Source organism: Methanobrevibacter sp., from assembly GCF_045646045.1.
Taxonomy (GTDB): domain Archaea; phylum Methanobacteriota; class Methanobacteria; order Methanobacteriales; family Methanobacteriaceae; genus Methanocatella.
The window spans coordinates 1-23982 of record NZ_JAZRJY010000126.1 but is presented as its reverse complement, the minus strand read 5'-3'; the positions used below and the strand labels follow the sequence as shown (position 1 = coordinate 23982).

25 protein-coding genes and 1 tRNA gene are annotated in these 23982 nt (G+C 31.8%); 14 read left to right on the top strand and 12 right to left on the bottom strand.

Going from position 1 to position 23982, the window contains the following annotated elements; translation table 11 throughout:
* Positions 1–257: 257 nt before the first annotated feature.
* Positions 258–920, top strand: coding sequence for a PolC-type DNA polymerase III (locus ACKI5C_RS08545; protein WP_407432731.1), 663 nt, complete (start codon positions 258–260; stop codon positions 918–920).
* Between the two features lie 27 nt (positions 921–947).
* Here the strand turns inward: ACKI5C_RS08545 and ACKI5C_RS08540 are convergent, their stop codons facing one another.
* Positions 948–3143, bottom strand: a complete 2196-nt coding sequence (locus ACKI5C_RS08540; RefSeq protein WP_407432720.1) for a CDC48 family AAA ATPase — start codon at positions 3141–3143, stop codon at positions 948–950.
* A 518-nt stretch (positions 3144–3661) separates the two neighbouring features.
* Here ACKI5C_RS08540 and ACKI5C_RS08535 point away from each other — a divergent pair.
* Positions 3662–4645 (top strand): homoserine acetyltransferase, encoded by a 984-nt coding sequence (locus ACKI5C_RS08535; protein ID WP_407432719.1) that lies wholly within the window; start codon positions 3662–3664, stop codon positions 4643–4645.
* Between the two features lie 32 nt (positions 4646–4677).
* Here the strand turns inward: ACKI5C_RS08535 and ACKI5C_RS08530 are convergent, their stop codons facing one another.
* Positions 4678–6621 carry a hypothetical protein gene (locus ACKI5C_RS08530; RefSeq protein WP_407432718.1) on the bottom strand — a complete coding sequence of 648 codons (1944 nt, stop codon included), beginning with the start codon at positions 6619–6621 and terminating at the stop codon, positions 4678–4680.
* Positions 6622–7394: 773 nt separating this feature from the next.
* Entirely contained in the window at positions 7395–8687 is a 1293-nt protein-coding gene (locus ACKI5C_RS08525; RefSeq protein WP_407432717.1) for a prephenate dehydrogenase, read from the bottom strand.
* Positions 8688–8729: 42 nt separating this feature from the next.
* On the opposite strand from ACKI5C_RS08525, the gene ACKI5C_RS08520 reads away from it, so the two are divergent.
* Genes ACKI5C_RS08520 through ACKI5C_RS08510 form a run of 3 tightly spaced genes read left to right on the top strand, consistent with a single transcriptional unit; the run spans position 8730 to position 11860 of the window.
* Entirely contained in the window at positions 8730–9791 is a 1062-nt protein-coding gene (locus ACKI5C_RS08520; protein ID WP_407432716.1) for an mRNA surveillance protein pelota, read from the top strand.
* A gap of 54 nt (positions 9792–9845) precedes the next feature.
* Positions 9846–10808 carry a cell wall biosynthesis protein gene (locus ACKI5C_RS08515; protein WP_407432730.1) on the top strand — a complete coding sequence of 321 codons (963 nt, stop codon included), beginning with the start codon at positions 9846–9848 and terminating at the stop codon, positions 10806–10808.
* On the top strand, positions 10808–11860 hold the full coding sequence (locus ACKI5C_RS08510) for a glycosyltransferase (RefSeq protein WP_407432715.1): 1053 nt from the start codon (positions 10808–10810) through the stop codon (positions 11858–11860). Before ACKI5C_RS08515 ends, ACKI5C_RS08510 begins: the two co-directional genes overlap by 1 nt.
* 1 nt (position 11861) lies before the next feature.
* Here the strand turns inward: ACKI5C_RS08510 and ACKI5C_RS08505 are convergent, their stop codons facing one another.
* A complete protein-coding gene (locus ACKI5C_RS08505; protein WP_407432714.1) occupies positions 11862–13160 on the bottom strand; it encodes an FAD-dependent oxidoreductase in 1299 nt (432 codons plus the stop codon).
* Between the two features lie 88 nt (positions 13161–13248).
* On the opposite strand from ACKI5C_RS08505, the gene ACKI5C_RS08500 reads away from it, so the two are divergent.
* The gene (locus ACKI5C_RS08500; RefSeq protein WP_296798877.1) at positions 13249–13527 is read left to right on the top strand and encodes a HypC/HybG/HupF family hydrogenase formation chaperone; all 279 of its coding nucleotides are present in this window, start codon (positions 13249–13251) and stop codon (positions 13525–13527) included.
* On the opposite strand, the gene ACKI5C_RS08495 is transcribed toward ACKI5C_RS08500, so the two are convergent.
* From ACKI5C_RS08495 to ACKI5C_RS08465, 7 genes are all read right to left on the bottom strand, one after another.
* On the bottom strand, positions 13521–14024 hold the full coding sequence (locus ACKI5C_RS08495) for an amino acid-binding protein (protein WP_407432713.1): 504 nt from the start codon (positions 14022–14024) through the stop codon (positions 13521–13523). The genes ACKI5C_RS08500 and ACKI5C_RS08495 overlap by 7 nt on opposite strands.
* A gap of 159 nt (positions 14025–14183) precedes the next feature.
* A tRNA-Ile gene (locus ACKI5C_RS08490) sits at positions 14184–14258 on the bottom strand.
* 146 nt (positions 14259–14404) lie between these two features.
* Positions 14405–14689: a metal-sulfur cluster assembly factor gene (locus ACKI5C_RS08485; RefSeq protein WP_296798873.1), complete on the bottom strand. Its 285-nt coding sequence runs from the start codon at positions 14687–14689 to the stop codon at positions 14405–14407.
* Positions 14690–14791: 102 nt separating this feature from the next.
* Positions 14792–15700, bottom strand: a complete 909-nt coding sequence (locus ACKI5C_RS08480) for a DUF5591 domain-containing protein (protein ID WP_407432712.1) — start codon at positions 15698–15700, stop codon at positions 14792–14794.
* A 5-nt stretch (positions 15701–15705) separates the two neighbouring features.
* Positions 15706–16197 (bottom strand): TIGR00295 family protein, encoded by a 492-nt coding sequence (locus tag ACKI5C_RS08475; RefSeq protein ID WP_407432711.1) that lies wholly within the window; start codon positions 16195–16197, stop codon positions 15706–15708.
* A 9-nt stretch (positions 16198–16206) separates the two neighbouring features.
* Positions 16207–16743, bottom strand: a complete 537-nt coding sequence (locus ACKI5C_RS08470) for a transcription factor (RefSeq protein ID WP_407432710.1) — start codon at positions 16741–16743, stop codon at positions 16207–16209.
* A 53-nt stretch (positions 16744–16796) separates the two neighbouring features.
* Positions 16797–17651: a coenzyme F420-0:L-glutamate ligase gene (locus tag ACKI5C_RS08465; protein WP_407432709.1), complete on the bottom strand. Its 855-nt coding sequence runs from the start codon at positions 17649–17651 to the stop codon at positions 16797–16799.
* Positions 17652–17695: 44 nt separating this feature from the next.
* Between ACKI5C_RS08465 and ACKI5C_RS08460 the strand changes: the two genes are divergently transcribed.
* From ACKI5C_RS08460 to rpl12p, 8 genes are all read left to right on the top strand, one after another.
* A complete protein-coding gene (locus tag ACKI5C_RS08460) occupies positions 17696–18265 on the top strand; it encodes a pyruvate kinase alpha/beta domain-containing protein (protein ID WP_407432729.1) in 570 nt (189 codons plus the stop codon).
* Between the two features lie 124 nt (positions 18266–18389).
* Entirely contained in the window at positions 18390–19526 is a 1137-nt protein-coding gene (ftsZ, locus tag ACKI5C_RS08455; protein WP_407432708.1) for a cell division protein FtsZ, read from the top strand.
* 123 nt (positions 19527–19649) lie between these two features.
* Positions 19650–19829 carry a protein translocase SEC61 complex subunit gamma gene (locus tag ACKI5C_RS08450; RefSeq protein WP_407432707.1) on the top strand — a complete coding sequence of 60 codons (180 nt, stop codon included), beginning with the start codon at positions 19650–19652 and terminating at the stop codon, positions 19827–19829.
* Positions 19830–20067: 238 nt separating this feature from the next.
* Positions 20068–20535 (top strand): transcription elongation factor Spt5, encoded by a 468-nt coding sequence (locus tag ACKI5C_RS08445; protein WP_296798221.1) that lies wholly within the window; start codon positions 20068–20070, stop codon positions 20533–20535.
* Positions 20535–21017 carry a 50S ribosomal protein L11 gene (locus ACKI5C_RS08440; protein WP_296861688.1) on the top strand — a complete coding sequence of 161 codons (483 nt, stop codon included), beginning with the start codon at positions 20535–20537 and terminating at the stop codon, positions 21015–21017. The genes ACKI5C_RS08445 and ACKI5C_RS08440 overlap by 1 nt, the downstream gene beginning before the upstream one ends.
* Before the next feature lie 177 nt (positions 21018–21194).
* On the top strand, positions 21195–21833 hold the full coding sequence (locus tag ACKI5C_RS08435) for a 50S ribosomal protein L1 (protein WP_296798223.1): 639 nt from the start codon (positions 21195–21197) through the stop codon (positions 21831–21833).
* The gene (locus ACKI5C_RS08430; RefSeq protein WP_407432706.1) at positions 21833–22846 is read left to right on the top strand and encodes a 50S ribosomal protein L10; all 1014 of its coding nucleotides are present in this window, start codon (positions 21833–21835) and stop codon (positions 22844–22846) included. The genes ACKI5C_RS08435 and ACKI5C_RS08430 overlap by 1 nt, the downstream gene beginning before the upstream one ends.
* Before the next feature lie 63 nt (positions 22847–22909).
* Positions 22910–23218 (top strand): 50S ribosomal protein P1, encoded by a 309-nt coding sequence (rpl12p, locus tag ACKI5C_RS08425; RefSeq protein WP_296798226.1) that lies wholly within the window; start codon positions 22910–22912, stop codon positions 23216–23218.
* A 412-nt stretch (positions 23219–23630) separates the two neighbouring features.
* Here rpl12p and ACKI5C_RS08420 read toward each other — a convergent pair.
* A partial coding sequence (locus tag ACKI5C_RS08420; RefSeq protein ID WP_407432705.1) for a hypothetical protein occupies positions 23631–23982 on the bottom strand: 352 nt, incomplete at its 5' end.

Sequence of the window (23982 nt, the reverse complement as noted above, 5' to 3'; positions counted from 1 at the left end):
TAAAAAGGTTCCTGAAAGTATGTGGTTGCTTGCATTAATTTTAATTGTTGGATGAAAATAGCTGAATATTGATGAATTGGGTGAAATCATCTATTATACAAATATGTACTTTATATATTTAAGATGAATTAAAATATGCTCTCTATTTTTATTTTTTACTAATTTTAATTATTATTTTTTAAATTATTTTGTTTCTATTATTAAATTTTCAATATTTTTAAATATTATTTGACTTCAAATATTTCTATTGAGGGGGCATTTATATTAAGATTATATTTTTTGACACAGAAACTACAGGTTTAAATTCTAATTTTTGTAAAATTATTGAACTTGCAATGTTCACACTTGAAAATGGTGAAATAACTGAGGAATATGACAAATTCATTAAAATTAATGAAAAGTTACCTTATGGAATTACTCGAATTACGGGGATTACTGATGAGATGCTTGAAAATGAGGGGGTTGATGAAAAAATCATTGCTCAGGATTTAAAAGAGAGATTAACTCCAAACACACTGATGGTTGCTCATAATGCCCAGTTTGACTTATCATTTATTTATTCTTTGCTTAAAAGACATTATCCAACAGAAGCCGATGAAATTGTAGCTAATTTGAATTGGTTAGATACTGTTACTGTTTTCAAGGACAGAAAAAAATATCCTCATAAATTAATTGATGCCGTGCATTATTATGGTATTGATGAGGTTAATTTCCACAGAGCTATTGACGATACAAAGGCTTTATTTGAAGTTACTAAGGCATTAAAAAGAGAACGTAATGATTTGGCAGAATACATTAATATTTTTGGATATAATCCTAAATATGGTGTTGGCAGGCCTGTATTTCCATTTATTGAATACAAGGCACAATACTACTGTTATAGTATAAGGTCCAGTGATGAAATATTGCCTAAAAAATAGGAGGATGTAAGGAAGTGGGGTGCTTCCTTACATATATTGGACTAACTGATCATCTGCATTGTTTGCAGGTTTTACTTTTTCTATGGCTTCTTTGAAATATTTATTTGGAATTTCGGAAGCTTCTATATCGTTTCTTAATGTGAGCATTGCTGCTTCACGACATACGGCTTCGATATCTGCTCCGACATATCCGTCGGTTGATTTTGCTAATTTTTTAATGTCAACATCATCTGCTAGAGGCATATTTTTGGTGTGAACTTCAAATATTGCAATTCTAGCTTCTTCGGATGGTGTATCAACTTTAATATGTCTGTCGAATCTTCCAGGTCTCATTAAACCAGAATCAATAATGTCCGGTCTGTTGGTTGCTGCAATGATTGAAACGTCTTCAAGCTCTTCTAAACCATCCATTTCAGTTAATAATTGATTAACCACCCTTTTTGTAACTCCACTGTCAGTGTCATTTTCGCTTCTTGTACTGGCTATTGAATCAATTTCATCGAAGAATATTACAGTTGGAGCAGTTTGTTTTGCTTTTCTAAATACTTCTCTTATTCCTTTTTCAGATTCTCCAACCCATTTGGACAGGAGTTCAGGACCTTTAACTGAAATGAAATTTGCTTCACTTTCACTGGCTACTGCTTTTGCAAGTAATGTTTTACCTGTTCCTGGAATTCCGTAGAGTAATATTCCTTTCGGAGGTTTTACACCTAATTTTTGGAAGTTTTCAGGATATTTTAAAGGCCATTCTACTGCTTCTTTCAATTCCTGTTTGGCTTCATCAAGTCCACCAACTTCTTCCCAGCTTACATCTGGAACTTGTACAAGAACTTCTCTAAGGGCAGAAGGTTGAATTTCTTTTAATGCTGATTTAAAGTCATCATTTGTTACAATGATTTTTTTGAGGACTTCTTCAGGAATCTCTTCGTCATCGTTTTTGATTTCGGGAAGTATTCTTCTGACTACTCTCATTGCTGCTTCTTTACATAATGATTCTAAGTCTGCCCCTACAAATCCGTGGGTTGTAGTTGCAAGCTTATCTAAATCAACATCCTCGTCAATTGGCATGTTTCTTGTGTGAATTTCCAATATTTGCTGTCTTTCATCAGCATCAGGAACGCCGATTTCTATTTCACGGTCGAATCTTCCTGGTCTTCTGAGTGCAGGATCAAGTGAATCCGGCCTGTTTGTTGCGCCGATTACTACAACCTGACCTCTGGATTTAAGACCGTCCATTAATGTTAGAAGTTGTGCAACTGTTCTTCTTTCAGCTTCACCATTTGTATCTTCTCTTTTCGGAGCAATTGCATCCAATTCATCAATAAATATGATTGATGGGGAATTTGCCTCTGCTTCTTCAAAGTATTCTCTCAGATTTTCTTCAGATCCGCCAACATATTTGCTCATGATTTCAGGCCCATTGATTAATATGAAATGAGCATCACTCTCGCTAGCCACTGCTTTAGCTAGTAATGTTTTACCTGTTCCTGGAGGACCGTGCATCAATACTCCTTTTGGAGGTGCAATTCCTAATTTTTCAAATAGTTCTGGTCTTTTAAGAGGAATTTCAATCATTTCTCTGACTTTTTTAACTTCTTCTTTAAGACCTCCCACATCCTCATAACTTACATCTACGAGGTTTGTTACACCTTCGAGTTTGCTTACATCTGCTGGGGATTCATGAAGTTCCACTTCTGTATTTTGTCCAACAACTGTAATTCCCCCAGGTTGGGTTGACAATACTGCGAATCTTATTTCTCTCATTGCAGGGGTAAAGTCCATTAATTCATCAAATATGCTGTTGAATCCTGTATTTGGTCTTGGAGCTCTGATTTGGGATCCGATAATGTCTCCTTTCATCATTACTTTACCCATAAATAAACTACGCACATCTCCTTGTACACGAATATTATCTTCAGTTGGTGCTAAAACTACTTTTTTAGCTTCGACAGCTTTAGCTTTTTTGATTGTTACTTCGCCACCTATGGTAGCTCCAGAATTCTTACGGACTAATCCGTCAATTCTTATAATTCCAAGTCCTATGTCAGTCTGTGAAGGAAGTACTATAGCTGCGGTTTTTTTAGAACCGTTGATTTCAATTATATCTCTTTCATTTAATCCTAATTCGCTCATTATATTAGGATCGATTCTTGCAATTCCTTGCCCGATTTCTCTTTGAGAAAGGGCTTCTGCAACTTTTAATATTTTTTCATTTTGAGCCATAGTTATCATCTCCGTAAGTTTGATTAGTATGATAAGAAATTTTGGTTACATTTTTCTGTAACCTCGTCAGTTTAACTTTGACACATATAGTGTGTAAGTCTTACTATATAAAGGTTTCGGTTATGAAATTTTTTTAAAACAATTTTTTAAAGCTTTGTTTTTATAATATTAATTTAATTTAATTTATTTTTTATTTTTAAAGTTATTTATTTTATTTTTAATTTAATAAATTATTTTTATATCTTTATATTTAATTTTAAAATTTAATTACTTTTTATTACTTTAATATTTGTTCGATTAAAAACGAACATTATGTTGTGGGATGGATGGGAAAACAGTTGGTGTTTTTTTTTCATATTATACTGTGGGGTGTATCATGCCGGAATTGAGTATTTGTTCGCTCATCTCATGATAATTTTAATATATGACTATAAACTATAATAGTAATATCTGAAATTAAATTTATTTGTATTCTTATATGCAGTTCTGTTCAAATAAAATTAAGATATGGTGATATGATGAATGATTCTAAATTTAATTCTGAAACATATATTATGGAAGAATTCAAATTTGATTATGGTCGTGTCCTTAAGGATGTGCAGGTACAATATACTACCAGAGGAACTCCAAAATATGATGATGAAGGCAATATTATCAATGCTTTCGTATTTTGTCATAGATTTACAGGTGATTGTTCATCTTTGGATGATTTATATCACTTGGTTGGTGAGAATAGTATTCTATCGGATTATAACTTTTTTTATATTTCAATTACATCTTTAGGATTTTCCGAATCATGTTCACCATCTACAACCAATTTAAAATATGATTTTCCCCAATATTCCATTAAGGATTGTGTTAACTTTAAGAGAAAATTTCTGGCCGAAAAATTTAACATAACTAAAGTCCTAGGTATTTTGGGCGTTGGATTTGGGGGTTTTGAAGCTTATACGTGGGCATGCGAATATCCTGATGAAATGGGGTTTTTAATGGTTGGATACAGCTCATTTAAAACAAATGGTTATCGTTATATCATTTCTAAAGTCATTGATTCTATAATCTTATCATCTGATGATTATTATAATGATGATATCTATAGTCAAAATTTGTCTGAAATTATGGTTTCAATCAACCGATTATTATATTCCCAGATATTTCCTAAAAGAGTATTTCAAGATTTGACTTTGGGAGAACTTGATGGACTTATGGAAGAATTTGTTGATGAAGGTTTATTTAAGGATGTTTATGATTTGAAATTTAGAAATGATGCTATGTTACACTACAATGTAGAAGATCAGTTAACTAACATTAAAGCAAAAACATTAATTGTAAGCGATTCAGATAATATTTATTATTCCATTGAATTTGATACTCTTCCCCTTAAGGATAAAATTGAAGATTTGACTGTTTTTATTTTTGAGGGAAAAGATTTTACTTTCAGTGATGATTACTCGTTATTTTTTGATTTATTTATAGGGTTTTTAGAAGAGTTTAAATTATAATTTTAAAAAAAAATAAGAATAATAGTGAATGGTTATTCCACTATTATTTTTTCACTATATTTGTTGGATTTTCCTTCGCTGTTTGTGAATTCTACAGTTATTTCATGTTCTCCAAGATATTCGTCAATGATTTCAAATATTACTTGTGTTAAATCATCAGTTGTATCACCTTCGAATACTAACTTACCATCAATGTATACTTTTAAGTGTCCATTAATGAAAGTCATGTTAAACAATTTGTTTAAGTATTCAAGTATGAATAGGTTTGCTTTACAAATTAATTGGTTATCGGAGAGGCGAGTAACTGTATAGGTTTTTGAAGCAGCATTATAGTATGTATTTTTAACTGGTCTATAATTTGGAGCAGGATAATCAGGAGTTGTTCCATTATCCGGAGCATTTTGCTTCATGAATAATTTTAATAATTTATCCAAATCAAATCCTTTCATGAATTCTGTTAAATTAAAGCCAGTTATGTTGAACACTTTTAAAATGTCTGAAAAGTCCATGCTTGATAAATTAAAGTTCTTTATCATTTCACCTATGTCAAAACCGCCTAAATCAAGATTGGTCAAGTTTAGCTTAGAGAAAATAGCAGACTTATTGAAATTAGGGTCACCTATTATATCACTAATTTCTGAAATGGAGATTGAAGATATATTATATTTTGACATATCAATACCGAAGTCAGAAATGTTAATGCCTGCTGATTTAAATAATCCGCTTAAGTCAAGAGTACTTGAGCCTATACTTGAAAAGTCCATATTTGTAAATATACTACCTATATCTGATAAATTAAAACCTGATAAACCTGTACTAGAAAGATCAACACCATTAAAGTCTAAAGAACTTTTGTATTGATCTGGCATATTATCTGTATATGTTTTAATATCAAATCCTGAACTCAAATAGTGGACAAGTTTGGATAAATCCATTTTAGAAATATCTACTGTGGATATAATACCAGACAAGTCAACACTAGACAAATTCAATCCAGTAGTGAAGTTTTCAAAGTCCATATTTGAAACATTTAAAAGTGGGAACAATTCCCCAGTAGAATTTACACCAGTTATGCCAAGGGTACCCATACGGATAATTGAATTGAAACTAGTTGAATTTAATATAGGTTCGAGTGATACATCTACATCGGTCATGTCAATAATTGTATCTTCGTTTGCGAAATGGAAATATGGCATGACTATAGATAAATCAAGATTTGATAATTTTAAATCAGGTAATGCGATATTTAAATTTAAATCATTTAAATTTATTTTATTTGCACCGGTCACGAGATTTAATGTAGGTAAAATTACTGTTGTAGTTAAAGCTTGCCCATTTAATCCTAATCCCATTCTAAAGTTAAGATTATCAAAGTCAAAACTTGTATCATTAAAATTGTTATACATAAATTTACCCATATCAATATCTAACTGTACACCTTTATCAGGGAAGGATTTGAAAAACAAATTAAGATCATTTAAGTTTACATAATTCATTCCAGTTATTAATTCTAGACTATCCATAATTGCTGAAAACTCAAGGCTTTGTGGATCTGAACTAGGCAATATAGATAAATCAAGGTTTTTAAAGGTGAAAAATGTTTTTTTATCAAAGTCCATATAATTAACTGCAGGTATATTCATTTTCAAATCAAGGTTTGATGAATCTGAAGCAGGTACTATGGACATAGTAAAATCGGACATTTCTAAACCATTTTGACTAAAACCTTCAATATGTAGATTAGCTCTATCGCCTGTAAAGTTTATGTCTTTAATAACTAAATCCTCATAATTTATCCCATTACTACTAGGTGCGGAACCTAATAATTCACTATCAACTGGAGAAGATAAATCTACATTATCTACAGGACTAGATAACAATGTATTATCCGCTGTTTGATTTTCAGCAGCATATGCACATGATAAGGTTAAGAAAAACATTATCAATATTGTAAATACATATGTTTTTGATTTCATTCTATTTACCCCCATTATTTTTAAAATTCCTTAATATAAATTCTAAAAACGATAGATGAACTATCATTCCGTAAATAAATTTAATTATTTACAATTAGCAATTTATAATAACTCATATATAAATCTTTACATTTTTTTGCAATATGCTTTAGTATTTTTTATTTTTTTATGTATTTGTAAGTATTATTATTTTAAAAAATGATGTATTTGTTCAAAAAATAAATTTTATATTTGAACAAAATGGTAAATATTCATTAATAAAAAAAATTAAATTGGTTTTTATATATCTGATTGTAAAAAAAAGTTTCTATTTTTTAATTAATTAAAATAATTTAAAATTTATGATAATATTTTATTAAAAATTAATAAAATTAGTCGACTGTTTAATATTTCTTATCAAATTTTGATGTACTGTATTAAAATGCTATTTCACATATTGTATAAATATTCATTTAATAGAAAAGGATAATGCACAACTCATGAAATCATCTTGGGGAGGTGCAGATTCTGTTGGGTATGAAACAATATGTTGAATTGAAATTTAAATTTTTGGTTATTTTAAAAAGTCTGTTCACCATTATATCAATCAATCTGAAGATTTGCTTAAAATGTTAAATGGGGGTGTGGTAATTTCCACTTCAAGAAAGATTGCGGAATAATTCATCTGACGATGAACTTAAAATTAATGGTAGATCAAATGGTATCATATATTATAAAGGGCTTTTGAAATTGGCATAGAGTTAAGCAGTTAATCTGAGGATTTTGAAAAAGTGCTATCTTAAAACTCCACCAAATCCTGTTATAATATTTTTAGCATTGTCTATGGCTTCTTTTGACAGTGCATAAACTTCAAATGTCAGGCTTTTATACCCTTCTTCAATTTGCGGACCTTTGTAAATGTCAGTCAGGACTACACTTACAACATCTTCTACACTTTCCAGGGTTTCAACAATGATGTTTGGAGTTACATTTTCACTGAATATGCAACTGATTATTGCATGTTTTTGCTTAATGTTTTCCAATTTCCATTGGTATAACTCTTCATCACTTAAAACATGGATATTCGCAATTCTGAGTTTTGTACCATTATCCAAAACTGCAGTTTTACCGTCTACTTTTTCTAAAACTCCAATATGGACTTTTCCTGAATAGATATGTCTAAGAGCCATTTCCTTTCCAATGGAGTCAAATAATAGACTATATTCATGGCTTAGGGCACTGATTGCCTTGTCACTTCTTCCCAATGCGTTTTGAGTATCGCCCATATTTTTGGTAGCTCTTATAGCTATTTCAACAAACTTGTCACTGTCTTCTGATTCAATTGCATCTTTAAGTTCATTTACAGCTTCACTAAATGCAGTTCTAACTTTGGTCCCATTGTTATTCATTGATTGGATGTAATAAGTTAAATACGGATTTTGTGAAGTTATACGGGCAATCATATCAATCATCAGGTTGTAAATCGGACTTTCATAATCTTCAGTTCCTGAGATGTTAACTTTCAGCTTTTCCATTGCAGAAGCTGTTGAAATAAATGAAAAATGAGTTAAAACCTGAACTATACTCATCATAAAATCATGGTGTTCGGCAGTAGTTTCTATTATTCTCATGTTTCTGCTTGCTAAATAATCATATACTTTTTTATACCATTCGCCTTTTTCGGGAGCTGTTAAGACAATTACGTGATTGTCCACTTCCATTGTTCTTGGACCGAAAACTGGGTGGGTTGGAATGTATTCAACATTTTCCGGCAGGTATTCCTCCATGGCCTTTAGAGGTTCTTCTTTTATTGATGTAACATCAATCATTACTGAGCCCTTTTTCATGAACGGAGCGACTTCCTTGATAACTGATGTTGTCACATTAATTGGAACAGATATTATCAGCATATCACTCATTCTAGCTAATTCAATATTTGACTCAATATATTCAACATTTAGCTCATCTGCAACTTTGCGACCTTTTTCATGGTCCCTTGCGGTTATAGTCACTTCAAATTCATCTCTAAAATAATAAACTAGAGTTTTTCCTAAACCGTCAGTTCCACCTATTATTCCAATTTTCATATTAATAACTTTAATAAACATTACATATATATAATTAATACAATGAAAATCATTAAGCAAGATACAAAAGAAGGAGTTATTGAAGTCATTCCGGAAACTCTGGATGATTTGTGGCATTTGTCCCATATTGTTGAAGTTAAGGATAATGTTTCATCTAAAACAACTCGTCGTATTCAGGATAACACTGGTGATAAATTAAGGAGCGATAGGGGTGTTAAAAAAACATTTTACTTAGGTATTGATGTGGAAGGTATTAATTTTCATTTATTCACTGGAAAATTAAGATTAACGGGAGTTATTACACGGGGTCCTGAAGATTTAATCCCTTTGGGCTCACATCACACTCTGGAAGTCAAACTGAATACTCCTCTGACAATAAAAAAAGGGAAATGGCCTAAATGGGCATTGAAAAGATTAAAACAGGCGGTTGATGCTTCCAAAAAATTGTCTGCAATCATTGTTGTCATTGAAGATGATACTGCTACATTAGGTTTGATGAGACAGTTTGGAATTGAATATTATGGTCCGATTAAAGGAAACATCTCAGGAAAACGTATTGTTGATAAAAATAGGGATAAAAACATTATTAAATTCTATGAAAGCATAATAGAATCAATAAATAAATTTGATTCAATTCAAAATATTATTATTGCAGGACCGGGATTTTATAAAAATGATTTTTATGATTACATTAAGGATAAACATAAGGATCTTGCTTCCAAATCCATAATTGAAAGTACAGGTACTGGCGGAAGAGTTGGAATACATGAAGTTTTAAAGAAAGGGACAGTTGAGAAATTGACTGTTGAAAATAGGGTAGCCAGTGAGATGATGGCTGTAAATAATCTTCTTGAAGAAATAGGTCAAAATTCTTCAAAGGTCGCATATGGTTTAGATGAGACTACTAATGCTATAAATTTGGGTGCTGTCGATAAATTATTAATATTGGATAAGATGGTTGCTACAAATAATTTGGGCCAGCAGATGGATATGGTCGAAAATATGAAGGGAGAAGTCATGGTTATCAGCTGTGAACATGATGGAGGCAAGCAATTGGAAAGTTTAGGTGGTATTGCAGCTATTTTAAGATATAGTATATCATAGATTTTATATAGGATTATAATTATAACTTATAAGTAATAAATATTGTGAGAAATTATTATGTACACATCGATGGTTTATGTATTTATTTTTATTTTTATTGTTTGTGCATTAGGAACCGCACTTGTAGATGTAATATTTAGATTTCTCGGTAAACGGGGATATTTGGGTAATCTGTTTCCTAATGTGAGGGGAGGAATCCCTCGTGGAGTTGGAATTATTCCATTCATTATTTTATCATTATATTTTTTACCAAAATATAATAATCTTGTTTTAATCATTGGTTTGTTCGCTTTTATTGATGACATATTTGGTAGAAGGAAATTTAGTTTCATGAATATGGAAATTGGTCAATTTTCAAGAGGAATTGGTATGATTCTTGTAATAATTGTCGGTTTTATTCATGGATTGGGAATTTCTTCAATTTTTATTGCATTATTAATACAGCCGTTGAATATTTCAGATATGCAGCCAGGATCCTGTGCAATGGTTACAATGGTAATGTCTATTATTACAATAATATTCATGCTTATTGTAGGTTCACCTACTGTAAATGAGCTTCCGGCAACATATACTCCGATATTAATATTAGTTGTCTGTCTGGCTTACTCTCCATTGGATTTCCTTGGAAAAATAATGATGGGTGAAGTTGGAAACCATACCTTTGCTGTAGCTTTGGGTGTTGCATTTTATTTAACTGGCGGAGTATGGTGGGTAATTTTACTTTCAATAATTACTGTTTGTTTCACTGCATTTGTTAGAAGAACCACTCTTAAAGTATTCTTCAGACAACGTTTAAGAATTCTTGATCCGACATTTGGTGATTATATGATGGATGTTTTGACCGGTGGAGGATTAGGTGATTTATTGCGCAAATGGATTCTTAAAGATAAACAATATGAAGTCACAAGTGACCTTTTAATTTCTTTAGGATTTAGAAGATTATTATATAATCCTTATGCAATTCACACTGAAGGATTTGTTCATAGAGAATCTCAATCCCTTAGGAGGGATTCCTAGTGCGGGCATTGGTTGTCATCACGGGAAGAGGATTGGGTGGAGATGCCGTCGTTGCTTTAAATTTAATTTCTGCTCTTGAAAATAAGGGGGTTAAATGTGAAATTGCACTTGATGAGTCAGCACCAGGAATATTGTTCAAAAAGAAAGGATATGAATGGCATAAAATTTCCATTCCTCAAGCCGGAGGACATGCTGCAACTAAATTATCTTCAATTAAAGCTGCTTTAAAAATGTTTGTAGCTACTTTCAAATCAAGAAATTTAATTAAAAAATTGGATGTTGATTTTGTTGTGGGTGTTATTGGTGGAGGAGCTATCGTAGCTAGTGTTGGTTCTAAATTAGCTGGAAAACCTTGTGTTACATTATGCTGCACTCCTTTGGATATGAAGGTATGTCCTAGATTAAATCATTGTATACTTCTGCCTGAATATTATTTGTTCAGGGAAGATGTTTTGCCTGAAAATTTATCTAAAACATATTATCCGTTAGATGATAATGTGGGCTCTGGAAATGGTGCTGTTGCATTGGAAAAACTTAAAGAATATCCTTTATTTGATGAAAACAAAAAAACTATTTTATTTTCTTCAGGGTCTTCTCTTTTTAAAGGAATGATTGAATCCGCATCTAATTTTGCCGATTTCACTGATGATTATAATGTTGTTTTAATCGGATATCCTATGTATGATGAGTATTTGGATTTGATTGATGAAGACAAGATTATTTATGTAGGGTTCATAGATTGGATTAATCATCTTTATGATTATATGGATTTGGCAGTGTTAACTGATGACGGGGTCATGATTGAAGAGGTTTTGGCCTGTGAAGTTCCTATTATTACAGTAACCAAGATTAAATGGGGAAGATATCACAATATGGCAGGCATCTTTAAGGGAGCTATTTTGGAAACCGACATTGAAGATGCAAATGAAACTATTTTATCAGCTTTTGACAATTACGATTCAATGAAAAACAGTGCAGATATGTATGCTAAAGAATTATTGGATGCTAAAAATAGTCTGGCACAAAAAATAATAGATATTTGTGGTAAATAGATTATAACCACAAATTTTTAATAATTTTATAATTCGTATCGCTGGATGGATGTATTTCCAAAAAGTTAGAATATTCATCTAACGGGGAATCTATTCTCATCAGATAGGATAAATATGCAACATCACTTACTGATGATGGTGATATGGAATTTATCTTTTTAATTCTGTTGTTTTCACTGTCAAATTCTATTTTTGCCAAACCTGTGTCTCCTGTCAATATTTTCCAAAAGGAATTAGGCCCGGCTATTGCAGGTAGGGTAATGGTTTCGGTTTTAACATCATCACTGATTTTTTCATTTTCAACAAAACTTACTTCATTGCTCAAACTTATGCTTTGAGGAATTGAATTGTAACTTATCTTATTCAGGTATCCTGCCATATTTCTTGCAGCACAAATGCCCTCCATCCTAGCTACTGGGGTTAGCTGCCAACCTCCGGCAACATCACCTGCAGCATATACATTATCTCGGGAAGTTTGCATAAATTCGTTGACTTTAATGGTATTGTCCGGATTGATATCAACAAAACCCTGTGCAATTTCAGAATTGGCTATTCTTCCTGTTGCAAAAAATGGTATTCCCTCTAGTTCGTCACCATTTCCAAGAACCACTTTATTTTTGCCACATTCACTAATGTCTGAATGTTCTAGGATATTGACCTGAGGCATAATATGTTTTAATATGTAGTTTTTGATATCAGAATCAATTTCTTTTAAAAATTCACTTCTAACGATAACATTAACTTCACTGCCCAATGTTGAGAAAATGTTAGCCAGTTCACAGGCGATAATTCCTCCTCCAACAATGTTTAGTTTTTCAGGAATATCGTCGATTTTTAAGATATCTTTATTGGTCAATCCGTATTCACTGCCTTTAACATCAGGAATATGTGGTCTTGCTCCTGTTGCAATTAACAAGTTATCATATTCAAGACTTTCACCATTAACTTCAACAGTATCTTCGTTGATTTTGGCTTCTCCATAAATAACTTTATTTCCCACACTTTCGTTTTCCATCTGGTTTAATTCCCTTAAAAATTCCTGTGTTTCGGTTATTTTGGATACAATTTTTTCATAGCTGACATCAATTTGGCTTTTAATAAATCCGTACTCGTTAAAACGTCTGTTTGAATCAATAAATTTTGCAATATCATTTAACGCACAAATAACCATACATCCTTCATTTAAACAGGTTCCAGCTATATGATTTTTTTCAATTAAAATAACATCTTTTCCTAGTTTTCCGAGTTCATAAGAACCTAACCTTCCTGCTGGACCTGATCCAATCACAATATCTGCCATATTATCACCTATTAGTTAATTTTATATAATAATTAATAATATATTTTATGTATTAATTAATTTAAAATTATTGAGGGGATGAAAAAATATGTGTATTGCAGCGCCTGCACAAATTGTTAAAATTGATAGAGAAGAAAATGTGTTATATGCTGATTTTGGTGGAGCAAGACAAGCTGCTAAAATGGATTTACTTCCGGATGTGGAAGTTGGTGAGTATGTTTTAATCCATGCGGGATATGCTATTGAAAAATTATCTGAAGAAGCTGCTAAAGAATCTTTAGATGCTTGGGAAGAATTGTTGGATATTCTTGAAGAAGAAGATAAAGAAATGGAAAAAGCAAGAAGGGAATCCGGTTTGTATCAATAGATTGATACTCTATTGACACCTTTTATTTTTAAAAATTCACTTAACAAATCACCATTTATAGGACTTTCCGTTATTATTGTAAGTATGGGAAAGTTTTGCATTTCATTGTCTTCGGCATAAGCTTGTCTTATGTTTATTCCATTTTTTGAAATTAATTCTGTTGTTGCAGCAAGTACTCCTTCGTTATCTGATCCGACTTCGATTTCTATTGCACCCAAATCTACTATTTTTGCTATGTTTTTAAGCAATGTTCCTGCAGGGATAATATTATTGAATAAATCAAATAGTTGTTTGTCTTCCATAATTACGTTGATGGTTGATTTAATAGCTCTTCTATCAACATCTGCTGCTGTGGCCAATGATTTATCACTTATTTTTAAATCACCGCAGTATATTTTACCATCTTCATTAACTGAAAGGCCTAATTCAATCATTTTTTCTGCAACACGTATTCTGGCAGGATATTTTTTAAATTTTTCTTGTATTATTTCCCACATTTTTATCCCTTATTACACTTTTTTGTACATTTAAGTTATATTATGTTGGTTGTAGTATTTAAAATATATGATTGGCATTGAAAAAAAATTACTGATAAAAAAAATTTTTGATAAAATTATCACAAAAATGAAAAATCCTTAAAAAATAGTTTAGAAAAGTAGGCTAGATGGGATTCGAACCCATGACCTCCCGGTTATCAGCCGAGCGCGCTAACCAAGCTGTGCCACTAGCCTATGTAACAACAAATATATTTTTGGTTTTCATTAATATATAAATGTTTTGGTTTTCCATTGTTTTTTAATAAAAAATTAAAAATTTCAAGTTAATTACATTCAACTAACTTGAACCGATGGTAATTGTGTGGTGTTTAGATTTGTAATTATCTGTTAATCATTTCATTAATTGAATCTGCCATAACATGGCCTTCAACAATAATAGTTACTTTAGATACTCCCTCAACTTTTTCAGCTTGGGTTTTTGCATCTGCAGCAATACGAGTAACACTCATACAACCAGGGTTGGTTGGTTTAATAACAATTGTTGCTTCATCGCCTTCTACACTAATATTCTGTACAATTCCCATGTCAACAATACTTACGCCCATGTGTGGATCGTTAATGACAGAAACTGCATCTCTAATTGAATCGACTAATTCTTCAGACATATATGTCACCTCTCATAATATAATAAAATTAGTAATTTATATAACAACTAACATATTTTATGTTGATAATTTAAAATATTTAATATTATTGTTTTTGAAAAATTATTTTACACGATGTTTTATTTTAACACCAATGCCATTTGAACATAATTCCATTTCACGACCTGTTAAAATGGCTCTGCCAACCCCAACCACTTCATCATCCTTCACAACAACCACTTCATCATTTGGGATGATATTGTGGGATGCCTTATTAATTCCGGGAGCAAAAACAGTATTTGTTTCTAAATTAAAGTCAATGTTAACAATATTGATGCCCAAATCTTTTAGAATTTCTCCACCAGCTAAATTTAAACGGTAAAGGCCATAATCTTTGTTCAACATGGCAATCTGTTTTCCATTAACCATGATTTGTTTGTGATATCTGCCTTTTGTTTTAACATCGTCAGGAATAAAGTCATATGCTTCAGGTCCAAACTGATAGACAGCTATTGATCTGAGCTCATTTAAAACTTTATCTCTTCTTTTAATTTTTGTATGATTTTTCAGTTCCATTCTTAAATTATATATTGAGTCTGGAGATGTTGGCTTTCCATCTTTACACGTTAGTGTAAAATCATCTAAAAATGCTTCGCATGATTCCAAATATCCTCCATGAAGATGAGCAACAACATTTTTGCCTTCACAATACTTTTTAATTAACTGTCCGCTTTCTCTAATTTCATCCTGGGACCATGAACCGGTAGTACTGACATCATATGATTGTATTGGAAAAGTGTTTTCCAGCTCTCTTGGACAGATTCCGAAAGGAGAAGTTACAATAAGTTCCTGAAATGACCGGGTAACTTTTCTAAAAGCTTGATGGGATTTGGAATTGGAATAAGGTTTTTTCATACTGCACGGGAGTAAAACAACACTGTCTCCAATAGGTTTCATCAGTTCCATTCTTTGTCTCCATCTTACAGCCTCCGGCCTGTATAAAGATTCTTCACTTGAGCATATTACTTTCATCCTAATCAATCCTTAAAAGCTTGTATTAATTCTTTATCAAGTTTAATTAAACGTTTAATATTGTCATCGGGATTATCCATTCTTGATTTCCATTTATTAATTACGTAATCAACATCAACTTCCTTTGTCCCGCTAATCAGATTGTCTGCATGGGCGACAATTTTTTCTTCTAAAGTTTTTGGAACATAAGATTTTTCAAAAAGTCCTAATGATTTAGCTTCTTTTTTAGTAATGCCTGCCCCAATATGTCTTTCAATAATATTTAAAACTTCTTTAGGGTAATTATATTTGCGAGCAATTTTAACTCCTTCAACAGCATGAGTGATGTCATGAGTTCTAGACCTGCCTATATCATGCAGTAAAGCTCCTTTTCTGATAAGTTCAATATCAGCTTCGGGGAAATTCTGGGCTATTTTGAATGCTTTTTTACACACTGCTATAGAGTGGTCTATCACATTAGGTGGTGTTTTTTCTTTTTTAAGAATTTCAATTTCCATCATATCAATTTATTCATTAATAGCTTCTTCAAATTTCTTGAAATTCTTTTTATCAATTGTGATTCTTCTTTTTAATAAAGTTTTTTCCTTTTTAGCATCATATGGCTCTAGCTCATAATCACATATTGGACAATAGAATTCATATTCTGATGATTCAGCATAATCTCCTTTGAAATGTTCTGGATCCATACAGCAAATGAAATATAAGTTATTTTCCAATTCATCTAATAAGTCTTGTCTTTCTTTTAATCGCTTTGTATAGAATTCAGTGATTTTTTCAACATATTCCTCTTTCTCAAATTTCCAGGTATATGTGAACCATTGGGTTTCAGGGTCTTTATTTCTTTTATAATTAGCTATTGAAGCATCATGTAATTTGTATAGTAATTTTCTAACAGTATTTAATTTAATCTCTGTTTTCTCATGTATTGCTTCATCGGTTTCAATCCCGTCGATTAATGCTTGGATGATGGCTTTAATATTTTTTAAATCGTCAGCATCTACAATTTGTTCTAAAAAATCGTTAACTATTGGATTATTTATCATTGAATTACCCCTAAACAATAATATTATTAATTTGTTTTTTCTATTATAAAAAGTTAGTTAATTTTTCTTATGATAACTGCCGGGGTATGTGTTATGCTGTCAAGGGCTTCAATTGTTACTCCTGTTTCGGAAGTACCTAAAACTTCTTTAACACTGTGAATAGTTTTCATTTCTGTAGATAATGATTTTTGATAGTCTTCAGCTATATTTGCTATTTTTAAAGCCTTTTCAACACCAATCTCTTCACTGCAGCCTAATGGTGTTGAACCCATGTTTTCGCTCAATTGGCCTTTTACGTATCCGAAAAATCCTTTGTCTGCTTCAATTCCGTCAATAGCTATTGGCAGACCTGTAAAATATTTCCCGTTTTTCATGTATGTTGCATCTGTATCTATAATCATTACACAGACTTCCTTTCCAATTTCTGATTTGATTTCACATGCAACCTTTTCTGGATCTTTGGGAAGAAGTGAAACGCACGTTCCGGGAGCATTGCTCAAGTCAATTCCCGCTTCTGAAGCTGGCTTTAAAGCATGTTTTAAACCATATAATTGTAGAACTACTTCTTTATGAGCTTTGGTTTCTTCAGGCAATCTTCTTAAGTTTTTAATGGTTCTTTTTTTAATTTTTAATAATGGTCCGAAAACGTATCCCCATAAATATTTGCTCCAAACCGTAGTGAGGAATTTGGCAGTAAGTGATGGGCTGTATTCGGCCTCATCAATCAATCTTCCCTGTGAAACAGAAATAGGGGTTTCTGCAATTACTAGATAATCTCCATCTTCCATTAATTCGCGAGCAGGAATTATAATGGAATTTAAATCTTCATTTGGTTTTATGTAACCTGTTTCTATTGGAATTACTATGTAATCTCCATTGATTACATGTTTTATATTTTCGCCAATCATGTTATCTTAAATAATATATAAGAATAAATAATATTTAAAGGTGAATTAATATGAAAATAACATACTTTGAAAAAGAAGGTGAAGACTACACTGATGAATTAGTCAAAGCAGTAAAAGAAAGATTGGATGAATCTGATGAAATTGATAATATTGTTATAGCTTCAGCAACAGGTAAATCCGCATTAAAATTATATAATGAGATAAACGGCGATGCAAAAATTATTAATGTAACTCACCATTCAGGTTTTAAGGAAGAAAATGAATTGGACATAAGTGACGAAATGTTGGATGAATTGGATGAAAAAGGTATTGTAACCTTCGTCGGATGTCATGCTTTCAGTGGTGCAAATCGTGGTGTAACTAATAAATACGGCGGATTCGCTCCTTTGGATATTGTTTCAGATACATTACGTATGATTTCCCATGGTGTAAAAGTTGCATGTGAAATATCAATAATGGCTGCTGATGCTGGTTTAATTCCTGTCGGCGATAAAATTATAGCTATTGGTGGTAGAGGTTCTGGTGTGGATACTGCAGTTATTTTAACCCCTGTCAATGCTAAAGATTTATTCAACTTAAAAATTCATGAAATAATTGCTATGCCGAAGGAATAATTAACTCAATTGTTAATTTAATTAGTGATTTTTTAATTTTATTCCAAATATAGTTGCATTTAAATATTAGTTTAAACAGAAATATTTAACAATTATTTTTAAGTAGAGTATGTGGGGTTAATTCGTGAAATTTATAGATGATGCAATCAAAGAATCTGAAGAAAGAATGGAAAAAGTAGATTCCAAAAAAACTATTACGTCCGATATTGATGAAGATCTCATCGGATTTATCAAAAAAACTAATATTTTCGTTGTTGGTGCAGGTGGTGCTGGAAACAACACTATTTCAAGATTAAATGAAATTGGTATTGAAGGTGCTGAAACCATTACAGTCAATACCGATGCACAAGATTTATATTATAGTAAAGCTGACAAAAAAATTCTCTTAGGTAGAAAAACTTCTGGTGGATTAGGCGCAGGAGGAGACCCAACTATTGGTGAAGAATGTGCTGAAGAAACTGAAGATGAAATAAGAGAATCCCTTGAAGGCGCAGATATGGTATTTGTTACTTGCGGTCTTGGTGGAGGAACCGGTACAGGTTCAGCTCCAATTGTCGCTAAAATCTCTAAAAAATTGGGTGCTTTAACCGTAGCTGTTGTTACCATGCCGTTTTCAGCTGAAGGTATTAGAAGAAGAAACAATGCTGACGAAGGTTTAGAAAAACTTCAGGAAGCAGCTGATACTGTAATTATTATTCCTAATGATAAATTATTAGAAGTTGCTCCAAATCTTCCATTGACTAAAGCATTTTTAGTTTCCGATGAAATTTTAGGAAGAGCTGTTAAAGGAATCACTGAATTAATTACTAAACCGGGTATTGTAAGTTTAGACTTCGCTGATATTAAGAGTATCATGGAAGGTTCAGGTATGGCAATGATTGGTATGGGTGAATCTGACTCTGGAGACAGAGCATTAGAATCTGTACATGAAGCATTAAGCAGTCCTTTACTTGATATTGATATTTCCAATGCTACTGGTGCTTTAATTAACATTTCCAGTGGTGAAGATTTAACATTACATGAATCTGAAAAAATCGTGCAGGTTGTTGCTGATAAATTGGATCCTGAAGCTAATATTATTTGGGGTGCTCAACTCGACTCTTCATTACAAAGTACTGTTAGAACAACCATTGTTGTTTCAGGTATTAAAACTGATGGTGAAGAGCAAAATATCGATTTTGAAGAAGATAATGATGAATCTGCTGGTGATGCTCAATCCACTAGTGATCAATTAGATGACTTTATTGATGGAATTTTCTAAATCCATCTCTAAATTTTTATATTTTTTTCGGTTTTATAGAAAACTTTATTAATGAAGTAAATTAAAGATTAATATATTATTATTTTGTTATAATTTACTAAATTTTTTATTTTGGGTATTTAAATGAATGTACAAGAACGTTTTGATAAATTTATTAAAGACAGTAAAAGGGTATTAAAAGTAGCAAGGAAACCAGATACTGATGAATACTTTGAATTTGCTAAAATTACTGCATTAGGTATTTTAATCATTGGTTTGGTTGGTTTTGTTGTAGTTTTAATTGGTCAATTAATTGGTTTATAAAACCTTTCTTTATTTTTTTTTAAAATTGATCCAAAATTTAATTATGATAAAATTTTAATTTTTATTTTCAAAACTTAGTTTTTTTGAAAACTTTATATACTATTATTTATAGATATATTCATATTATAGAAATCTATTTTGCAAGATTTTTTTATCTTGTTACATTGTTTTTATAATAACTTTTAACTTAATATATGATTTTATTAACAATAAGAATATTGAAATAGGTGAATTTTTCATGGAAGATACTAATAGTTCCATATATGCTCTTAAAACCTCTGTAGGTCAGGAAAGAAATGTGGCTAGACTTTTAGCACGTAAAGCTAAAATGCCTGGTGTTGGCATTTTATCAATTCTTGTACCTGAATCTTTGAAAGGGTATATCTTAGTTGAATCTGAAACAAAAATAGATTTAAGAAATCCTAACTTAAAAGTACAACACTTAAGAGGTGTTGTTGAAGGAAAAGGCGGTATTACCTTTGAAGAAGCAAAAAGATTCTTAAAACCAGAACCTATTATTTCCTCAATTCAAAAAGGAAGTATTGTTGAACTTATTTCTGGTCCGTTTAAAGGTGAAAGAGCTAAAGTGGTTCGTATTGATGAATCACGTGAAGAAGTTGTTCTTGAGTTAATAGAAGCAGCAGTTCCGATTCCGGTTACTGTTAAAGCTGATCAAATAAGAATAATTCAAAAGGAGGCTGACTGATGGCTAAAGATACAGTCGAAGTTCTTATCGAAGGTGGAAGCGCTACTCCTGGACCTCCATTAGGCCCAGCTTTAGGACCTTTCGGTATTAACATGATGCAAGTAGTTGATGAGATTAATAATAAAACTGCTGACTTTGCAGGAATGAAAGTACCTGTTAAAGTTATCATTGACAGAGATACTAGAGATTTCGAAATTGAAATCGGTACTCCTCCAACTACAGCGTTAATCATGCAAGAATTAGGCATCGAAAAAGCTTCTCACGAACCAGGTTTAGACATTGTCAATGACTTACCTATAGAAACCGCTTTAAAAATCGCAAGAATGAAATATGATTCATTACTTTCCAACGATTACAAAGCAGCTACAAAAGAAGTTATGGGAACCTGTGTAAGTATGGGATTATCTGTAGATGGTAAAGACCCAAGAGAAGCACAAAAAGATGTAGATGCTGGAAAATATGATGATATCTTAGTTGAATAGATATCAGTTAATAAAATTTAAGTTAATATGTAACAGTGTATATGATGTTATGATTTACGGATTATAATTGATATACTGTTTTTTAATTCATGCAATCGTGGAGAATTTTTTCTTACAATCGATTCTCATGAAACCAAAAATAAACCACTGAACAGAAAATGTTCATGGGGGACGAATATGACACAAGATATAGTTAATGCGGTGAAGGAGGCTAAAGAACAATCTAAGCCGAGAAACTTCACTGAGTCCGTTGATATTATTATTAATATCCGTGACTTAGATGTCAAAAGGCCAGAAAATAGGTTTAATGAGGAAGTTACTCTTCCTAAAGGCCGTGGCAAAGAGGTAAAAATCGGAGTCATAGCTGATGGGGAACTCATTGTTCAAGCTAAAGATGCAGGCCTCGATCTTGTAATCAATAAAACAGATTTAGAAGAGTTAGGAAAAGACAGAAAAGCTGCTAAAAAAGTTGCAAACTCTGTTGATTTCTTTATAGCTCAAGCTGATATGATGCCACTCGTTGGTAGGTTCTTAGGTCCAATTCTTGGTCCTCGTAACAAAATGCCAAAACCAGTGCCAGCAAGTATCAAACTAGCTCCTCTTTTAGATAGATTACAAAGTACTGTCAAAGTTGGTGTAAAACAACAACCACTTATTCAAATTGTTGTTGGAAGCCAAGACATGTCCGAGGAAGATATAGCTGAAAATGTGGAAACTGTTCTTACAGTCCTAGACCGCAATTTAGAAAAAGGAAGAAGTCAAATAAAATCCATGTTTATTAAAACAACTATGGGTCCAACTGTGAGGGTGATCTAATGGCTCATGTTGCTGAATGGAAAAAAGAAGAAGTTATAGAGCTCAAAGGTATCATAGACAAATATGATGTTGTTGGTATTGTAGATTTATTAAACATTCCAGCAAAACAGCTCCAAGAAATGAGAAGAAATCTCAAAGACAAAGCTGTTATTAGAATGTCTAAGAAAAACCTTATTGATTTAGCTCTCGAAGATTGTAATGCTAGTAAAAACAACATTGTTGATTTATCTGGGCATATGGATGGTCAAGTTGCAATTATCGCAACTGAAATGAATCCTTTCAAATTGTACAAAATATTGGAAGATAGTAAAACTTCAGCTCCTGCTAAACCGGGATCTATTGCTAATGATGATATTGTTGTACCTGAAGGAGACACCGGTTTTGAACCAGGTCCATTTTTAGGTGAATTACAACAGGTTGGAATTCCTGCAAAAATAGATAAAGGTAAAATTGTTGTACAAAAAGATACTGTTGTTGTTGAAGCAGGTGAAGAAGTATCTAAAAGTGTAGCAGCTACCTTAGCTAGATTGGATATTAATCCAATGGAAGTAGGAATTGATTTAAAAGCAGTATATGAAGATGAAGCAGTTTATACTTCTGATGTACTCGCAATCGACGAAGAACAAACATTAGCAGATGTTCAAAGCGCATTCGCTCAAGCATTTAATTTATCTGTTAATGCAGCTATACCTACTGATAAAACTATTTCCACAATTATTACTCTTGCTTACACTAAAGCAGTCAATGTTGGTGTAGAAGCAGCAATATTAACTTCTGAAACTTCAGGACCAATTATCGGACTTGCACAAGCTAAAATGTTAGCTATTGCATCAGCTGTTGCTGATAAACCAGGTGCACTTGACGATGAATTAGCTGATAAACTTTCAAATGTTGCTGTAGCAGCAGCTCCAGTTGAAGAAGAAGTTGAAGAAGAGGAAGTAGAAGAAGAGGAAGAAGAGGAAGAAGCATCTGAAGAAGATGCAGCAGCTGGATTAGGCGCTCTCTTTGGTTAAAATTTAATTTAAAATTTTTTAATTTGTATAAACATATTATTTAAACAAACTAATGGTGATAACATGGAATATATATATGCGGCAATGATTTTGCACAGTGCAGAAAAGGATATTAACGAAGAAAATGTTAAAAGTATTATTGAAGCAGCAGGAATCGAAGCTGATGATGCTAGAATCAAAGCTTTAATCGCAGCTTTAGAAGATGTTGACATCGACGAAGCTATGGAAACTACTGCTATGGCAGCAGCAGCTCCTGCAGCAGCAGCTCCAGCAGCAGCTGAAGCAGCTGAAGAGGAAGAAGAAGAGGAAGAAGAGGAAGAAGAAGCATCTGAAGAAGAAGCAGCAGCTGGATTAGGTGCTTTATTCGGATAGATTTTTTACAAATCTATCACCTTATTTTCTTTTTTTTTTAACTTGCCTATTGTTGGCAGATAATCTAGAGTTTTAATTAATTTTTCTTATTTTTGAATATTGTTTATTGTGCTTAAAATTTTTTGGTTCTATTTTTCTATTTTCTTGATTTAACTAAATTGAATGAATACAATATATATCATTCAAGATAAAATTAGCACATTCATTTGCAAAACCGAAACATTTTGGCGTCACAAATTACATAAAAATAAATTATGGGGAGTTTTTTTAGTTTTGTTGTGTTATATAACTATTTATTTTCTCATATATTTTTAATTAACTAATTTTTAGAAATTAATATTAAAAATAAGCAAATTTTTTAATGAAAAAATAATAAAAAAAATAAAAAATTAGAAAAAAGAGTAAAAATTGTTTATTTTTTCATTTTTCTATATAAGAATCCTCCTAAAATAACTATTAATAACACTAATAATACTAAATACAGGTTATTATTGTTTAAAATAGTTTTTGATGGATTAATTGATTTTACAGCTGAATTATTATCGGATTGGTTATTATCTCCAATAGGACTATTAGTATCACCAGAGTGATAATCCCTTTCATCACCAGATAATATATCATTAGTCAATACATTATCTGCTAATACAATATCAGTTAATACATTATTGATTGCAGAAACACCATTATAATTCTCTGCTGTTACATTCTGATTATTTTCATTTTTTGAACTTGTAAACAGAGAACTATCCTGGGCAGTTAATACT

Bases quoted from the DNA above. Each gene is read 5' to 3' on its own strand.
- ACKI5C_RS08540 (WP_407432720.1), bottom strand. From the start codon at position 3,143: ATGGCTCAAAATGAAAAAATATTAAAAGTTGCAGAAGCCCTTTCTCAA.
- ACKI5C_RS08535 (WP_407432719.1), top strand. From the start codon at position 3,662: ATGAATGATTCTAAATTTAATTCTGAAACATATATTATGGAAGAATTC.
- ACKI5C_RS08530 (WP_407432718.1), bottom strand. From the start codon at position 6,621: ATGAAATCAAAAACATATGTATTTACAATATTGATAATGTTTTTCTTA.
- ACKI5C_RS08525 (WP_407432717.1), bottom strand. From the start codon at position 8,687: ATGAAAATTGGAATAATAGGTGGAACTGACGGTTTAGGAAAAACTCTA.
- ACKI5C_RS08520 (WP_407432716.1), top strand. From the start codon at position 8,730: ATGAAAATCATTAAGCAAGATACAAAAGAAGGAGTTATTGAAGTCATT.
- ACKI5C_RS08505 (WP_407432714.1), bottom strand. From the start codon at position 13,160: ATGGCAGATATTGTGATTGGATCAGGTCCAGCAGGAAGGTTAGGTTCT.
- ACKI5C_RS08500 (WP_296798877.1), top strand. From the start codon at position 13,249: ATGTGTATTGCAGCGCCTGCACAAATTGTTAAAATTGATAGAGAAGAA.
- ACKI5C_RS08495 (WP_407432713.1), bottom strand. From the start codon at position 14,024: ATGTGGGAAATAATACAAGAAAAATTTAAAAAATATCCTGCCAGAATA.
- ACKI5C_RS08485 (WP_296798873.1), bottom strand. From the start codon at position 14,689: ATGTCTGAAGAATTAGTCGATTCAATTAGAGATGCAGTTTCTGTCATT.
- ACKI5C_RS08480 (WP_407432712.1), bottom strand. From the start codon at position 15,700: ATGAAAGTAATATGCTCAAGTGAAGAATCTTTATACAGGCCGGAGGCT.
- ACKI5C_RS08475 (WP_407432711.1), bottom strand. From the start codon at position 16,197: ATGGAAATTGAAATTCTTAAAAAAGAAAAAACACCACCTAATGTGATA.
- ACKI5C_RS08470 (WP_407432710.1), bottom strand. From the start codon at position 16,743: ATGATAAATAATCCAATAGTTAACGATTTTTTAGAACAAATTGTAGAT.
- ACKI5C_RS08465 (WP_407432709.1), bottom strand. From the start codon at position 17,651: ATGATTGGCGAAAATATAAAACATGTAATCAATGGAGATTACATAGTA.
- ACKI5C_RS08450 (WP_407432707.1), top strand. From the start codon at position 19,650: ATGAATGTACAAGAACGTTTTGATAAATTTATTAAAGACAGTAAAAGG.
- ACKI5C_RS08445 (WP_296798221.1), top strand. From the start codon at position 20,068: ATGGAAGATACTAATAGTTCCATATATGCTCTTAAAACCTCTGTAGGT.
- ACKI5C_RS08440 (WP_296861688.1), top strand. From the start codon at position 20,535: ATGGCTAAAGATACAGTCGAAGTTCTTATCGAAGGTGGAAGCGCTACT.
- ACKI5C_RS08435 (WP_296798223.1), top strand. From the start codon at position 21,195: ATGACACAAGATATAGTTAATGCGGTGAAGGAGGCTAAAGAACAATCT.
- ACKI5C_RS08430 (WP_407432706.1), top strand. From the start codon at position 21,833: ATGGCTCATGTTGCTGAATGGAAAAAAGAAGAAGTTATAGAGCTCAAA.
- rpl12p (WP_296798226.1), top strand. From the start codon at position 22,910: ATGGAATATATATATGCGGCAATGATTTTGCACAGTGCAGAAAAGGAT.